This is a genomic window from Kitasatospora sp. NPDC101155 (assembly GCF_044768305.1).
In the GTDB taxonomy this organism is placed as follows: Bacteria; Actinomycetota; Actinomycetes; order Streptomycetales; family Streptomycetaceae; genus Kitasatospora.
Genome location: NZ_JBIWPN010000002.1, coordinates 76,047 through 91,026, shown reverse-complemented (window position 1 = coordinate 91,026; position 14,980 = coordinate 76,047). Strand labels below are relative to the sequence as shown.

13 protein-coding genes, 1 pseudogene and 1 riboswitch are annotated in these 14,980 nt (G+C 71.9%); of the genes and pseudogenes, 4 read left to right on the top strand and 10 right to left on the bottom strand.

Going from position 1 to position 14,980, the window contains the following annotated elements:
- Window positions 1-16 precede the first annotated feature (16 nt).
- The 4 genes from ACIRYZ_RS02970 to ACIRYZ_RS02955 all read right to left on the bottom strand — a co-directional run bounded on the left by ACIRYZ_RS02970 (window position 17) and on the right by ACIRYZ_RS02955 (window position 3,489).
- Entirely contained in the window at window positions 17-790 is a 774-nt protein-coding gene (locus ACIRYZ_RS02970; protein WP_402938711.1) for a cobalt-precorrin-6A reductase, read from the bottom strand.
- A complete protein-coding gene (gene cobM / locus ACIRYZ_RS02965; protein ID WP_402938709.1) occupies window positions 787-1,548 on the bottom strand; it encodes a precorrin-4 C(11)-methyltransferase in 762 nt (253 codons plus the stop codon). Before cobM ends, ACIRYZ_RS02970 begins: the two co-directional genes overlap by 4 nt.
- Complete coding sequence (gene cbiE, locus ACIRYZ_RS02960; RefSeq protein WP_402938707.1) at window positions 1,545-2,783, bottom strand: precorrin-6y C5,15-methyltransferase (decarboxylating) subunit CbiE; 1,239 nt, start codon at window positions 2,781-2,783, stop codon at window positions 1,545-1,547. The genes cobM and cbiE overlap by 4 nt, the downstream gene beginning before the upstream one ends.
- A 262-nt stretch (window positions 2,784-3,045) precedes the next feature.
- Window positions 3,046-3,489 carry a gamma-glutamylcyclotransferase family protein gene (locus ACIRYZ_RS02955; RefSeq protein WP_402938705.1) on the bottom strand — a complete coding sequence of 148 codons (444 nt, stop codon included), beginning with the start codon at window positions 3,487-3,489 and terminating at the stop codon, window positions 3,046-3,048.
- Between the two features lie 133 nt (window positions 3,490-3,622).
- Between ACIRYZ_RS02955 and ACIRYZ_RS02950 the strand changes: the two genes are divergently transcribed.
- On the top strand, window positions 3,623-4,645 hold the full coding sequence (locus tag ACIRYZ_RS02950) for an EamA family transporter (protein WP_402938703.1): 1,023 nt from the start codon (window positions 3,623-3,625) through the stop codon (window positions 4,643-4,645).
- A 90-nt stretch (window positions 4,646-4,735) separates the two neighbouring features.
- Here ACIRYZ_RS02950 and ACIRYZ_RS02945 read toward each other — a convergent pair whose 3' ends face one another.
- A complete protein-coding gene (locus ACIRYZ_RS02945; RefSeq protein WP_402938700.1) occupies window positions 4,736-5,332 on the bottom strand; it encodes an EF-hand domain-containing protein in 597 nt (198 codons plus the stop codon).
- A 233-nt stretch (window positions 5,333-5,565) separates the two neighbouring features.
- Here ACIRYZ_RS02945 and ACIRYZ_RS02940 point away from each other — a divergent pair, with 233 nt between their 5' ends.
- Window positions 5,566-5,943, top strand: coding sequence for a nuclear transport factor 2 family protein (locus ACIRYZ_RS02940; RefSeq protein ID WP_402938698.1), 378 nt, complete (start codon window positions 5,566-5,568; stop codon window positions 5,941-5,943).
- Between the two features lie 72 nt (window positions 5,944-6,015).
- Here the strand turns inward: ACIRYZ_RS02940 and ACIRYZ_RS02935 are convergent.
- Together ACIRYZ_RS02935 and ACIRYZ_RS02930 are read right to left on the bottom strand one after the other, a co-directional pair.
- A pseudogene (locus ACIRYZ_RS02935) lies at window positions 6,016-6,893 on the bottom strand (helix-turn-helix domain-containing protein).
- 207 nt (window positions 6,894-7,100) lie between these two features.
- Window positions 7,101-7,511: a cytidine deaminase family protein gene (locus ACIRYZ_RS02930; RefSeq protein WP_402938696.1), complete on the bottom strand. Its 411-nt coding sequence runs from the start codon at window positions 7,509-7,511 to the stop codon at window positions 7,101-7,103.
- 277 nt (window positions 7,512-7,788) lie between these two features.
- Window positions 7,789-7,903: riboswitch (ZMP/ZTP riboswitch) on the top strand.
- Window positions 7,904-7,923: 20 nt separating this feature from the next.
- Between ACIRYZ_RS02930 and ACIRYZ_RS02925 the strand changes: the two genes are divergently transcribed.
- Window positions 7,924-9,390, top strand: coding sequence for a glycine hydroxymethyltransferase (locus tag ACIRYZ_RS02925; protein ID WP_402938693.1), 1,467 nt, complete (start codon window positions 7,924-7,926; stop codon window positions 9,388-9,390).
- Between the two features lie 99 nt (window positions 9,391-9,489).
- Here ACIRYZ_RS02925 and ACIRYZ_RS02920 read toward each other — a convergent pair whose 3' ends face one another.
- On the bottom strand, window positions 9,490-10,917 hold the full coding sequence (locus ACIRYZ_RS02920) for an aldehyde dehydrogenase family protein (RefSeq protein WP_402938690.1): 1,428 nt from the start codon (window positions 10,915-10,917) through the stop codon (window positions 9,490-9,492).
- A gap of 111 nt (window positions 10,918-11,028) precedes the next feature.
- Window positions 11,029-11,559, bottom strand: a complete 531-nt coding sequence (locus ACIRYZ_RS02915; protein WP_402938688.1) for a DUF6624 domain-containing protein — start codon at window positions 11,557-11,559, stop codon at window positions 11,029-11,031.
- A gap of 379 nt (window positions 11,560-11,938) precedes the next feature.
- On the opposite strand from ACIRYZ_RS02915, the gene ACIRYZ_RS02910 reads away from it, so the two are divergent.
- Window positions 11,939-12,928 carry a class I SAM-dependent methyltransferase gene (locus ACIRYZ_RS02910; protein WP_402938685.1) on the top strand — a complete coding sequence of 330 codons (990 nt, stop codon included), beginning with the start codon at window positions 11,939-11,941 and terminating at the stop codon, window positions 12,926-12,928.
- Between the two features lie 252 nt (window positions 12,929-13,180).
- Here ACIRYZ_RS02910 and ACIRYZ_RS02905 read toward each other — a convergent pair whose 3' ends face one another.
- On the bottom strand, window positions 13,181-14,845 hold the full coding sequence (locus ACIRYZ_RS02905; RefSeq protein WP_402938682.1) for an APC family permease: 1,665 nt from the start codon (window positions 14,843-14,845) through the stop codon (window positions 13,181-13,183).
- Window positions 14,846-14,980: the final 135 nt, after the last annotated feature.

Sequence of the window (14,980 nt, the reverse complement as noted above, 5' to 3'; positions counted from 1 at the left end):
GGGCCACCCGGCAATTTCACTCGCTGGACACCGGCGTGGGCGCCGAGCCGGAGTCGAGCTGTTCCAGCCAGTGCAGCGCCCCCTCGACGTCCCGGGCGACCGGTACGCCCTCCGGCACCGGCGGGCGTACCACCACGACCACGGGCAGGCCGAGTTCGCGTGCGGCGGTGAGTTTTGGCGCGGTCGCGGCGCCGCCGCTGTCCTTGGTGACCAGGACGTCGATGCGGTGCTGGCGCAGCAGAGCCCGCTCGCCGTCGAGGGTGAACGGGCCGCGGTCCAGCAGGACTTCGAGCGAGGGCGGTAGCGGCGGCTCGGGCGGGTCCACCGACCGGGCGAGGAAGTGGATCCCGTCGAGGTGGGCGAAGGCGCCGATGCCCTGGCGGCCGCTGGTGAGGAAGACACGCTGCCCGAGGCCCGGCAGCAGTTCGGCGGCCGCCGCGAGTGAGTTGACGGGGTGCCAGCGATCGCCGTCGACGGGCGTGAAGCCGGGGCGGCGCAGTACCAGCAGCGGCACGCCGGTGGCCGCCGCCGCGAGGGCGGCATTGCCCGAGATCCCGGCGGCGAAGGGGTGGGTGGCGTCGACCACGGCGTCCACCCCTTCGACGCGCAGCCAGGCGGTCAGTCCGTCCGGGCCGCCGAAGCCGCCGATCCGCACCTCCCCGGCGGGCAGCCGGGGTTGGGCGACCCGGCCGGCCAATGAGCTGGTGACCCTGCGCGCGGACGGGACGAGGGCGGCGGCCAGCGCCCGGCCCTCGGTGGTCCCGCCGAGGATCAGGACGTGCCGGATCATGCGCCGCAGGGCTCGTGCGGGCGCTCGCGGTCCGCCGAGTAGAGGTGGCTGTCACGGAACTGCTCGGCGGCGAGCGTCCGGCCGACGATGATGACGGCGGTGCGGACCACGCCCGCCGCCTTGACCTGCTCGGCGATGTCGGCGAGCGTGCCGCGCAGCACCAGCTCGTCGGGGCGGCTGGCCATCGCGACCACCGCGGTCGGGCAGTCGGCGCCGTAGTGGGGGAGCAACTGCTCGACCACGTCGTCCACGTACCCGGCGGCCAGGTGCAGCACCAGCAGGGCGCCGCTGCGGCCCAGGGTGGCGAGGTCCTCGCCCTCGGGCATGGGGGTGGCGCGCTTGGCGATCCGGGTGAGGATCACGGTCTGGCCGACGGTCGGTACGGTCAACTCCCGCTTCAGCGCGGCCGCGGCGGCGGCGAAGGCGGGCACGCCGGGGACCACCTCGTACGGGACGCCGGCCGCGTCCAGGCGGCGCATCTGCTCGGCGACGGCCGAGAAGACGGACGGGTCGCCGGAGTGCAGCCGGGCCACATCCTGGCCGGCCCGGTGCGCGCCGACCAGCTCGGCGATGATCTGGTCCAGGTTGAGCTGTGCGGTGTCGGTCAGCCGGGCACCGGGCGGGCACTCGTCCAGCAGCTCGCGCGGGACCAGGCTGCCGGCGTAGAGGCAGACCTCGGCACGGGCCAGGATGCGCTGGCCGCGCAGGGTGATCAGGTCGGCGGCGCCCGGGCCGGCTCCGATGAAGTAGACGGTCACGAGGCGTCCTCCTGAAGGGGGTTGGGCTTGACGGCGGACCACTGGGTGACCGGCATGGCCTGCCGCCACCCGGTGAAGCCGCCCACCGGGACAGCGTGGGCGACAGCGAGTTTGACGAGCTCCCCGCCGTGGCGCCGGTACCACTCGGTGAGCAGCGCCTCGGACTCCAGGGTCACGGTGTTGGCGACCAGCCGGCCGCCGGGGCGCAGCGCGGCCCAGCAGCTGTCCAGCAGGCCGGGCGCGGTGAGGCCGCCACCGATGAACACGGCGTCGGGGGCGGGGAGTTCGGCGAGCGCGGCCGGGGCGGGGCCGGTCACCACGCGCAGCCGGGGGACGCCCAGCGCGGCGGCGTTGCGGGCGATGCGCTCGGCCCGGACGGCGTCGCGTTCGATGCTGACGGCCTGACAGTCGCGGTGGGCGCGCAGCCACTCCACGGCGATCGAGCCGGAGCCGCCGCCGACGTCCCAGAGCAGTTCGCCGGGGGACGGGGCGAGTGTGGCGAGGGTGGCGGCGCGCACGTGCCGCTTGGTGAGCTGGCCGTCGCTCTCGTACGCGGCGTCGGGCAGGCCGGGGACGAGGGAGCTGCGGGGGCCGTCGCCGAGTTCGACCGCGATGACGTTCAGCGGGTCGCCGGCCGGGTGCGGCCAGCCGTCGGCGGGGCCGTCGAGCCGGCGCTCGGCGGGGGAGCCGAGCTGTTCGAGGACGCTCAGGTGGGCGGTGCCGTACCCGCGCTCGGTGAGCAGCGCGGCGACGGCGGCCGGGGTGGCGGCGTCGGCGCTGAGCACCAGCAGACGGCGGCCCGGGTGGAGGGCGAGCGCGAGGGTGTCCAGCGGGCGGCCGACCAGGCTGATCACCTCGGTGGCCTCCAGTGGCCAGTTGAGCCGGGCGCAGGCGTAGGAGACGGAGGAGGGGTGCGGCAGCACGCGCAGCCGCTCGGCTCCGACGGTCTCGGCGAGGGTGCGGCCGATGCCGTAGAACATCGGGTCGCCGCTGGCCAGGACGGCGACGCGGCGGTCGGCGTGGGCGGCGAGCAGTCCGGGGACGGCCGGGCGCAGCGGGGACGGCCACGGGACGCGCTCGGCGGTGACCGCATCGTGGGGGAGCAGCTCCAGCTGCCGGGCGCCGCCGATGACCACCTCGGCGGACTGCAGTGCGGCGCGGGAGGTGGCGGCCAGACCGGGCCAGCCGTCGGCCCCGATCCCGACGACGGTGATCGGATGGGGCAGCTCGGGCACCGGGTGGCTCCTCGTCGTTCGGCGGGCCAGCGCGTAGTGGATCTCACCAGCCGGGGCAGCCTACCTGGCCGTTTGCGGCCGGTCTGCGGCGAGGTCGCGGCCGGGGGTGACGGCTGGCGGCGAACGGATTTCAGCTAACAGATTTCAGATTCTGAACGCTGAAATCTGTCCGCTGAAAGCTGTTCGTTGAAAGTTGTCAGCCGTCAGCCGCAGACCATCCCGCCGCGAGCCGTCGCCCGCCCGCTTGCTGGCCCCCGCCCCCTCACCTGTCCGCCCAGTCCCCCGAACCGATCAGGGCCGGCCGCGCCCGCAGCCGCGCCTCGGCGGCCGGCCCGGCGAGGTACACCCAGGCCTTCCGCAGCTCGCCCGCCGCCGTCCGCACCGTCAGCCGCCGTCGTACGTACAGCCCCGTCCCGTCCGTCCGGCACTCCTCCAACTCGTCCAGCGTCGCGAGCGCCCCGGCATACGCGCCGGGCCGCACGGTGATCAGCTCGCCCACGACCCGCCGCCCGGGCGTCGGGTCGGGCACCGCGTACGGGAACCCCGGGCCCGCGTGCAGCGCCGCGCCGTCCAGCACCGCCGGACGGATCTCGGCACAGCGCCCGGCCAGGTGGACGGCGTGGTTGCGGCCGTCGCTGCGCAGCGTGCCGTACACGAAGAACGGCAGGGCCTCCTCGGCCGGCGGGGCCTCCTCGGACGCGGACACGGGTTCGACCTCCTTGCTGGGGGAGCGCCCACGGTACGTCCTGCTGACCGGTCCGTGATACCCACTGGCGCAGCGGGCCCCTCATGCGCTGTCATGTCGGATGTTCGGCCAGCAGCGTCCAAGGGGGACACACATGACATCGCCCGCCTCCTCCCAGCCGGCAACCACCCCCGGCAGCACCCCCGCCACCCCCGCCACCCCCGCCGCCCCCGACACCCCCGCCAAGCGGACCGCCCGCCTCGGCGGCGCCGTCTGGCTGGCTCTCGGAGTGGTCTACGTCGTCTGGGGCTCGACCTACCTGGCGATCCGGATCGCTGTGGAGACGATGCCCTCCTTCCTCTCCGCCGCCGCCCGCTTCCTCACCGCCGGCCTGCTGCTGGTTGGCTACCTGCTGGTCCGCCAGGGCCCGGCCGGCCTGCGGGTGAGCGGGCGCCAGCTGGCCTCCGCCGCCCTGGTCGGCGTGCTGCTGCTGACCGGGGGCAACGGCCTGGTAGTGCTGGGCGAGACCTCCGTCCCCTCCGGCCTGGCTGCCCTGCTGGTGGCCGCCGTCCCGCTGTGGATGGTGGTGCTGACGGCCTTCGGCGGTGGCGAGCGTCCGAAGCGGGCCGAGCTCGTCGGGGTGCTGCTCGGCCTGGTCGGTCTCGGCGTGCTGTCCGCCCCCGCGATCGGCGGGTCCGTCGAGCCGTTGGGCGTGATCCTGATCATCTGCGCCACGCTGACCTGGGCGACCGGCTCGTTCGCGAGCAAGAAGATCCCGATGCCGGGCAACGTGCTCGCGGCGAGCGCGTACCAGATGCTGGCCGGCGGCTTCTGCGATCTGCTGATCGGACTGGTCCGTGGTGAGCAGCGCGGGTTCGACCTCTCGGCGGTCTCCGGCCGGTCCTGGCTGGCCCTCGTCTACCTGGTGCTGTTCGGTTCGCTGCTCGCCTTCACCGCGTACGCCTGGCTGCTGCGCTCGGCCCCGCTGACCCTGGTCGCCACCTACGCGTACGTGAACCCGGTGGTCGCCGTACTGCTGGGCTGGCTGGTGTTGGCAGAGCCGCTGACCGGGCCGACCCTGGCGGGCGGGGCGATCGTGGTGGCCGGCGTCTGCCTGGTGGTGAGCGTCAGCCGGCGGCCGGGGCGTCCGTCGAAGGCGACGTCCGCGCGTAGGTGAGGACGACGTTCCCGCGGTGCTGGGCACCGACGGTCTCCCCGCGCTGATCGACACCGCCGCGGGGGACCGGTCCGAGGCCGAAACGCCGGATCAGTCGACCGGTGGCCACGGCTCCGAGCAGGGCCCCGGCGCGTACGGCGGCTTCCCCGTCCACCAGTTCCCCGGCGCCTCCGGGTCGCGGCTGGTCCAGAACTCGAGGATCGCGCTGGTGAACTCGGCCGCCGACAGCGTTCCGTCCCCGTCGAGGTCGAGGTGGCGGAAGGCCTCGTCGGCGTCGTCCCGGCAGAGCCCGGCGAAGTGGCCGCGCTGGAAGACGAAGAACTCGCCGGCGTCCACTGTCCCGCTGCGGTCGGCGTCGGCCACGGCGAGGAAAGCCTCGGCGAGCGCGCCCAGGATCTCCCGGGCGGCCTCCGGGTCGTCGGCGAGCGCGCCGGTCGAGGCGATGAACTGCTCGCGCGTGATCGTCTCCGTCCCGGTGGGCTTTCCGGCGAGGTGCAGGTCGTGCCAGATCGTCAGGTAGGCGCGGACGATGACGGCCTCGGCCTCCGAGCCCTCCTGATGGCCGAGCGAGCGGGCCACCGAGTGGCCCATCAGCACGTGGTCCCGTTCGGTGAGCAGACCGTCCCCGTCGGCGTCGAGGTGGTCGAAGCCGTGATTGATCTTCGCGATGAGCAGGTCGTCCGACAATGTGCCCCCTCCGGTGGTGATTTCCGCAGCTCCAGGGCCGCGTGCTGGCGATGTCACATCGCCAGCACGCTAACGCCTTGAGCCGTGCTCGCGCAGCCGAACCTCGCGCAGGAGAACCACGGGCGAAGGCGGCGCATCGCCATCCTGCCTAGTGCTGTGACCGGGATGGTTCACCGTGACCGGAAGGCGGCTCGTGGGACGAGCGCACGCGAAACGGCTGGTATTACTGGGGTATGCAGGAAGAGATTGCACGCTCCGCGATCGACACGTTCATCTCCGCGTTCAACGCCTCGGACGACAGCTATGTGACTGCCCTGCTCCCCCAGGCTCTGACCTCAGACGTGGTCTTCTGGGGGCCGTTGGGTCGCAGCGAAGGAATCGCGGCGGTCGAGCGGTTCGTGCTGGACATCCGGCGCCACCCGGCGGGGACCGGCACGATGGTGCGCTGCTCGGCGGTGGACATGCCTGACGAGTGGGCCCGGTACCAGTGGGTCTTCACCACGCCTGATGGAGGCCCCCGCCTGGCGGGAACGGATGTCGTCCATCTGCGGCGGAGCCTCATCGACCAGATCATCGTCTTTGCGGGGGAGATCGAGGCGTTCGCCTCCTGAGTCATCCTTCTGTCGCTGTCCTTCTCCTGAGCTTGCCCCCGTCGGCGTTCGGGGGCTGCTGTTCGCGGTTGGTCAGGCCGCGGTGTTGAGGGGGTGTCCGCCCCAGCGGATGCCCTTTTCGCTGCGGACGCGGGCGCGTTCCTTGAGTTGGGCGGTGAGTACGTCGGGGTGGCGGGCGTTGGTGTTGCGCCAGCGCAGGTAGCGGTCCAGTGCCTGGGTTTGCGCGGGGTGGCTGCGGTGGTGGGAGTTGGCGAGTGTGAACTGCCGCAGCGGGCCGAAGTGGGCCTCGATCGGATTGGCCCAGGAAGCGTAGGTCGGGGTGAAGCACAGCTCGACCTTGTTCTTCTTCGCCCAGCAGGAGCCCGCGGTGGGCCGGATCTCCAGGGGCCCGAACTCGTCGAAGGCGAAGACCCGGTCCGGGAAGCGTTCCAGAACGCGCTCGATCCGGTCGAGCTTGGCGTCGCGATCAGGGTCGGGTGACTCCCTCCAGGTCTTGGTGCGCTGGAAGGTGATGCCGCGGCGCCGGAGCAGGCACCGTAAGGCTTCACGGCTGATGCGGATGACACGCCCGTGCACTTTCCGCAGGTAGGCGGCGAGTTTGCGGATCGACCAGCGGTGAAGGGTTGGCCGAGCCTGGTGGGGCGGGTGGTGGCCGTCCGGATGACGAAGTCCTCGTCCTCAGGGCTGAGTAGGCGGGGACGGCCTCCCGCTCACTGAGGGCCCAGGCAGGCCAGGCCGATCTCGTTGAAGCGGTGGATCACATCGCGCACGGTGTCCTCGTCGGCCTGAACCAGCTGGGCGATCACCGGCGCACGGTTCCCGCCCGCCGAGGCGAGCAGCATCATCGCGCGCCGGTAGCGCACCGAACTCGTGCTGCCCCGGCGCACGGTCTGCTGAAGCTTCTGCCCCTCCTGGCCGGTCAGTCTGCGTACACGGACAGGCTCGGCCACCGGGCCTCCAGCGATCGGATCGGACGTCGCCGCACATCCAACCGCCACGACCGCCAACCCGGTGGACCTGTGCGGTCACAGTACTAGTTACCCCGGCTCAGCCACCGGCCCAGCCACCTCGGCCCGGCCACCTCGGCCCGGCCACCTCGGCCCGGCCACCTCGGCCCAGCCACCTCGGCCCAGTCACTCCGGCTCAGTCACTCCGGCTCAGTCGTCCTGGTGGTCGGCCCAGATGTACGCCTCCGGCAGCAGCTCCAGCACCGGCAGGGTGTGCAGTCGCCCGTCCCGTTCGACGATGACCCCCGCCTTGGGGAAGTAGTCCAGCAGCACCTGACGGCAGCGCCCGCACGGCGGCACGACCCCGCGCCCCTGGTCGCCGACCGCCACCACCGTGGTCAGGTCGTACGCCCCCTGCCCGGCCGCCGCCCCGATGAGCACCAGCTCCGCACACGGGCCGCCGGTGAAGTGGTAGACGTTCACGGCCGTGACGATCCGCCCGTCGGCATTGCGCCCGGCCGCCGCGACGCTGTGGTTGTCGCCCCGCGTGTACCGCTCGGCCACCGCCTGGGCCGCCGCGACGAGCTCCTCATCGACTGCCGGGTGATTGATGTCGGACATAGCGCTAGTCCTCTCTGGTCGAACCTGACACGTTTCGATCATGGCCGTCCCACCCCTGATCGTGCCAACCCCTCGCGCAGGCCCGTTCCGGCTGCGCCCCTGGCGCCGCACAGGAGGAATTCTTCCGGACTGTTTCGGGAATTGCGGCGGCTTCATTTCGTCGCAGCACGGGCGTTGCAGAAGAACGAGCAGAAGAGCGGACATGTGCGGCCCGAGATGGACCGGCCGTTCCGCATTCTGAGACCTCCGCCGCCGCCTCCGTGATGTTGATACGATCCCGCTGGACCGCGACTGGCGCGTAGGGATGGAATCGACCATCGGGAAGCGGTCCCGTGAATCCTCACGTCGACGTGGAGCCGCACGTCGAGTTGCCGAGCGCCTGGGCCGCCCGCATCCCCGCCAGGAGACCGCCATGGCCCAGCCCGAGCAGACGCCCCACACCGCCGCCGCCCCCGCGGCCGACACCGCCTTCCGCAGCGCCCTGGACGTCGTGGCCGGCGTCGAACCGCGGATCGCCGCCGCCATCGGCCAGGAGCTGGCGGATCAGCGCGCCTCGCTCAAGCTGATCGCCAGTGAGAACTACGCCTCCCCGGCCGTCCTGCTCGCCATGGGCAACTGGCTCAGCGACAAGTACGCCGAGGGCACCGTCGGCCGCCGCTTCTACGCCGGCTGCCGCAACGTCGACACCGTCGAGGCCATCGCCGCCGAGCACGCCCGCGAGCTGTTCGGCGCCGAACACGCCTACGTCCAGCCGCACTCCGGCATCGACGCCAACCTCACCGCCTTCTGGGCCGTCCTCTCCCAGCGGGTCGAGAGCCCGGCCCTGGAGCGGGCCAAGGTGCGCAACGTCAACGACCTCACCGAGCAGGACTGGGCCGAGCTGCGCCAGGAGCTCGGCAACCAGCGCATGCTCGGCATGTCCCTGGACACCGGCGGCCACCTCACCCACGGCTTCCGGCCCAACATCTCGGGCAAGATGTTCGAGCAGCGCAGCTACGGCACCGACCCGGCCACCGGCCTGATCGACTACGATGCGCTGCGCGAGACCGCCCGCGAGTTCCGCCCGCTGATCCTGGTGGCCGGCTACTCGGCCTACCCGCGGCTGGTGAACTTCCGCAAGATGCGCGAGATCGCGGACGAGGTCGGTGCGACCCTGATGGTCGACATGGCGCACTTCGCCGGCCTGGTCGCGGGCAAGGTGCTCACCGGCGACCACGACCCGGTGCCGCACGCCCACATCGTCACCACGACCACCCACAAGTCCCTGCGTGGCCCGCGCGGCGGCATGGTGCTCAGCACCGCCGAGCTGGCCGAACACGTCGACCGCGGCTGCCCGTTGGTGCTCGGCGGCCCGCTCTCGCACGTCATGGCCGCCAAGGCCGTCGCCCTCGCCGAGGCCCGCCGCCCCGAGTTCCGGGCCTACGCCCGCGCGGTGGTCGACAACGCCCAGGCACTCGCCGAGGGCCTGCTGCGCCGCGGCGGCAAGCTGGTCACCGGCGGCACCGACAACCACCTGGTGCTCGCCGACGTCTCCGGCTACGGCCTGACGGGCCGCCAGGCCGAGGCGGCGCTGCTGGAGTCGGGCATCGTCACCAACCGCAACTCCGTGCCGCTGGACCCGAACGGCGCCTGGTACACCTCGGGCGTGCGCCTGGGCACCCCGGCCCTGACCACCCGCGGCCTGGGCGTCGCCGAGATGGACGAGATCGCCGCCCTGATCGACACCGTGCTGCGCGCCACCGCCCCCGTCGCCGGGGCCAACGGCAGCCCGTCCAAGGCGAATTACGTCCTCGACGAGTCCCTGCGCGACGGCGTCGCCAAGCGCGCCGCCGACCTGCTCGCGCCGTTCCCGCTCTACCCGGGCGTCGACCTGGTCTGACCCGGTCCGGGGCTGCCGAATCCCGTTCGGCAGCCCCGGCCCAGGCCGCTCGGTGCGGTCCCGGGCCCACCCGGTCGATGTGGTTCCGGTCCAACCTGGTCAGTACTGCAGCGACTTGTACTGCAGGAACTCCTCCAGACCGTGCCGGCCCAGTTCACGGCCGAGGCCGGAGCTCTTGTAACCGCCGAACGGCGCCATCGGGTTGAACCGGCCGCCGTTCAAGTCGACCTGGCCGGTGTCGAGTCGGCGGGCGAAGCCGGCGGCGGTGTCGGTGTCCGCGGCCCAGACGCCGCCCGCCAGGCCGTAGACCGTGCCGTTGGCGATCTCGGCGGCGTGCTCCTCGTCCCGATAGGGGAGGATCGACAGCACCGGGCCGAAGATCTCCTCTTGGGCCACCGTCATCTCCGGGGTGACGTCGGCGAGCACGGTGGGACGGACGTAGAAGCCGGCCGGCAGCTCGGGCAGCGGCTCCGGGCCGCCGACCACCAGCCGGGCGCCCTCGGCCACCGCGTTGTCCAGGTAGCCGCGCACCCGGTCCAGCTGCTTGGCGTTGACCAGCGGGCCGATCCGGGTCTGCGGGTCGGTCGGGTCGCCCGGGACGTACTTCTCGGCGGCCTTGGCCGCGATCGCGACCGCCTCCTCGTACTGGTCCTGGTGGACCAGCAGCCGGGTCCAGGCGCTGCAGGTCTGGCCCGAGTTGGCGAAGACGTTGGCGACGTTCACGTTGACCGCGTGGACCAGGTCGGCGCCCGGCAGCACCACGTTGGCGGACTTGCCGCCCAGCTCCAGGGCGACCCGCTTCAGCCCGCGCCCGGCGGTCTCGGCGACCTGTCGGCCGACCGCGGTGGACCCGGTGAACGACACCACGTCCACCTCCGGGTGCGCCGCGAGCGCCGCACCCGCCACCGCGCCGGTGCCGGTCACCAGGTTGAACACCCCGGCGGGGAAGCCGGCTTCGTGCACCAGGCGGGCGAACAGCCGGGCCACCAGCGGGGTGTCCTCGGCCGGCTTGAGGACCACCGGGCAGCCGGCCGCCAGCGCCGGGACGACCTTGGCCACGATCTGGTGCAGCGGGTAGTTCCACGGCGTGATCGCCGCGACCACCCCGGCCGGCTCGGCGAGCACCACCGAGTTGCCGATCCGCTCCTCGAAGGAGTGCTCCGCGAGCAGGGTCAGACAGGAGGTGGCCACGGCCAGCGGCAGCCCGGCGTGCACGGCCCCGGCGAAGCCGACCGGGGCACCCAGCTCGGCGACCACGGCCGAGGTGATCTCCCCCTGGGCGGCGGCGATCCCGTCCCGCAGCCGGGTCAGCAGCGTCAGCCGCTCCTCGCGGGTGGTGACAGCCCACCCCCGGGCCGCCCGGCGGGCCGCCGCCACCGCGGCGTCGACGTCGGCCGCCCCGCCCGCCGGCACGGTGGCGAGCACCTGCTCGGTGGCCGGGTTCAGGACGGTGATCGACCCGGAGTCCCCGGAGGGCCGCCAGGCGCCGTCGATGTACTGGTCGCCGTACTCCGCGTACTCCTGCACAGATCGTCCTCTCAGCTGGTCAGCCACTTAACTAACAGCGCTGGTCAAAGGTCAGTCAAGGCGGCCGAGCCGCCGCGCGCAAGAGCCAATCCGGTCGGGTGGGCCGGACGGTTACCTCGGGGCGAACCGCGCGGTGTACTCGTCGAACGGTTCGATCCCGACCTCCGCGCGGCGCTCGTCCAGCCGCTCCGGGTCCTCGCACGGCCACGGCACCGGACGGCCGTCGGCCACCGCGCCGATCTGGGTGCCGTAACGCTGCTCGCGCCCCTCGTTGACGGCCAGCCGGTCCTGCAGGAACGCCAGATCCCGGGCGCTCGCCGCGCCGCTCGCCACGGCCTCCGTCATCAGTGCCACCGCCCGTCGCTGGACATCGAGTTGGCGGTCCGCGTGCTGCGCCACCAGCCAGGCCGCCCGGGCCGCGTCGGCGCCGACGCGCTGCTCGGTCGGCCAGCCGTGCTCGGCCATCATCTCCGCGAGCCGGTCGCCGTGCCGGGCGGTGAGCCGGCGCCAGACGGCCTGTTCGGCCAGGTCCGGACTGTTCGCCAGCCGGGCGTGGGCGCCGTCCTCGGCCATCATCGCCACCAACTCCGCTGTCAGGACGGAGGTCTGACTGTCCGTCTGTTTCTGCCGCGCTGCCGCCATGTCGATCCGCTCCCCACGTCCGGGCCCTCCGGTCGGGCCGCCTGCCACCACCGTAGGTGCGGAAACCGCGACGAAGATCATTCCTCGGACTGGTGACACGGCGCAGTCGGTGGCACAGAATAGATGTACGCCAGTCGCCCGGCCGTGATCATCTCCGGCCGCGAGGCGACAGGTTCGGCAATTGATCCGGTCAGGCTCTCCTCAGCGCCCGGAGAGCCGCTGTAGATTGCAGCGAACTCCGCGGTGGGGCCTACTGTCGGTGGAGGGTCGACTCGCGCACGGCCGGCGAGCCGGCGCGTCCCTGTGGCCGGAAGGGCCGCCACCGCGCCAAGGCGAGGCTCAGAATCCGCAGGTCATCCGTACCGGTAAGGAGCATCCCGTGACCGACACAGCATTGAAGGGCGGGTCGCAGCAGCCCGTCGAGCCGGCCGCGTTGGAAGACGTCCCGGGGTGGTTCTGGGACCACGACCGGCACTCCTTCGACTGGTTCCTGGGGCGGCAGGAGAAGAAGGGCGTCACCGGCGACCTGCTGGAGATGGGTGCCTACCTGGGTCGTAGCGCCATCGTGATCGGCGAGCACCTCCAGCCCGGCGAGACGTTCACCGTCTGTGACCTCTTCGACTCGGACGCGCCCGACAACGAGAACTCCGAGGAGATGGCCGTCTCCTACCGGAAGACCCTGACCCGTTCGGCCTTCGAGTCCAACTACCTGTCCTTCCACGACGAGCTGCCGGAGATCATCCAGGCCCCGACCTCCGTGCTCGCGGGCGGGCGGATCCCGGCCGGGGCGTTCCGGTTCATCCACATAGACGCCTCGCACCTCTACGAGCACGTGGTGGGCGACCTCCAGGTGGCCCGGATCGCGCTCCAGCCGAAGGGCGTCGTGGTGCTGGACGACTACCGCTCCCAGCACACCCCCGGCGTCGCCGCCGCGACCTGGGAGGCGGTGTTCAATCACGGCCTCAAGCCGATCCTGCTCACCGAGTGCAAGTTCTACGGCACCTGGGGCGACCCGGAGCCGTTCCAGCGCGAGCTGCTCGACCGGGTGGACCTCGCGGCGGGCTGTCACCTGAGCGCCGAGACCCTCAACGGGCAGCAGCTGCTGCGGATGACCGGCGACTCCGAGGGGATCCGGCCGTTCCGCCCCTCGCGCCACCAGAAGCGACTGGCCTCCGCGGCCGCCACGCGCTCGGCGGAGGAGGGCCGTCAGGCGATCGGGATCGCCCAGGACGAGGTCGCGCTCGACCTCGCCGCCCGCCGCGCCCGCGCCGCCGAGGCGCGTCGCCCGGCCAACGTCGCCAAGCGCGCCGCCCGGGACCTGCTGCCGCCGGTCGTCACCTCCGCCATCCGCCGCGCCCGCCGGGGCTGACCGCGAACGGCCGACAGCTGTCAGGCGGCAGCCGACGGACAGTAGTCGACAGGTGGCAGCAGACAGCTGACGGATAACAGCAAGCAGAGTTCAGATGACAGAGTTCAGATAACAGATATCAAACTCTGTCATCTGAACGTGGCCGGCCGACCCCCACCGCCCACCCCCGCCCGGCGCCCCACCCCGCCCGGCGCACAAACCCCGAAGGGCCGGTCGGAACACCCGACCGGCCCTTCGATTTCAGTTGCGCACTCAGACCCGCGAAGGCTCCGCAGCCCTGGCAGCCCCGGCAGCCCCGGCCGACGCCGCAGCCTCCTCGGCCGCCAGCTCCCGGCGCACCTCGTCCAGCGAGGGGTTGTTCCAGGCGCTGGCGACCCCCCAGTAGTAGAAGGCCAGACCGATCGCGGCCACGATCAGCAGGTCCCAGCCCTCGGGCAGGTAGCCGTGACCACCGAAGTCGCTGCTGCCGGCCCAGGAGATCCCGGCCATCACGAACAGGTAGGCGACCATCCAGGCGCCCGCCTTCAGGTGCGGCTTCAGCTCGACGAACGGCTTGCGCAGCTCGTACCAGGCCCAGATCGGCAGACCGGCGGCCATCAGCATGATGACCTTGCCGGTGAGCGGCCAGCGGGCCCAGTAGAGGACCAGCGAACCGAAGACCATCGCGATCGGCGCGATCACCGGCATGGCCCGCAGCCGGACCGGCCGCTTCAGGTCCGGGGCGAGGCGGCGCAGCGCCATCACGGCGACCGGGCCGGTGATGTACGAGATCACGGTGGCCACCGAGACGATCTCGGCCAGCGAGCCCCAACCGCGGAAGACGGCGAGGAACAGGAAGGCGACCACCAGGTTCAGCAGCAGCGCCGGACGCGGGATGCCGGTCTTGGCGTCGACCTTGCCGAAGATCTTCGGCAGGTGGCCGTTCTCCTGCACGCCGTGGATCATGCGCGAGGTGGTGGCGGCGTAGATCATGCCGGTGCCGGAGGGAGAGATGAAGGCGTCCGCGTACAGCAGGATCGCGAGCCAGTTCATGCCCCAGGCGATCGCCAGGTCGGCCAGCGGCGAGGTGTACGCGAGGCTGCTCCAGCCCTTGGACAGGTCACCGCTCGGGATGGCGCCGATGAAGGCGATCTGCAGCGCGACGTAGATGACCAGGGCGATCAGGATCGAGCCGATGACGGCCTTCGGCAGCGACTTGCCCGGGTTGCGGGCCTCACCGGCCAGGTTGAGCGGCGACTGGAAGCCGTTGAAGGCCCAGACGATGCCGGAGACCGCGACGGCGGTGAAGACCGCGCTCCAGCCGTTCGGCGCGAAGCCGCCGGGGTTGGTGAAGTGGGCGGTGTCGAAGTGCGCGAAGAGCAGCGCGCCGGCGGTCACCGTCGGCACGACGACCTTGAAGACGGTGATCGCCGTGTTGGTCTTGGCGAACAGCGTGATCGCGAACCAGTTGAGGATGAAGTACACGATCAGCAGCACACTGGCGAGCGCCACGCCGCTGACGGTGAGTTCCTTGCCGTCGTACAGGCCCTTGGCCCAGCCGAAGTGCCAGGAGCTCATGTACTGCACGGAGGCGGTGGCCTCACCCGGGATGACCGAGACGATGGCGATCCAGTTGGCCCAGGCTGCCAGGTAGCCGGCCAGCGAGCCGTGCGAGTACTGGCCGTACCGGACCATGCCGCCGGCCTTGGGGAACATCGAGCCCAGCTCGCTGTAGGTGAGGGCGATGGTCAGTGCCACGGCGGCGCCGATCACCCAGGCCAGGATCGAGGCGGGGCCGGCCAGCTTGGCCGCCCGCTCGGCACCGAACAACCAGCCGGATCCGATGATCGACCCCAGCCCGACGGCGGTCAGGCTGATCGTGCCGAGCGATCGACGGTAGTTCTGATGTGATGCCGTCGACGATTCAGGCTCACTCAACGTATCGGTCCTCTCGCTCGGGGTTCATCGGGTGGTGTCGGAGCTTTTGCAGTTTTGGGTTGCTATTCCGGACAAACCCCAGAAGCCTATGGTTCGAAATGGGGCGAATACCTCAGAGGAAGCTCAAACCGCCCG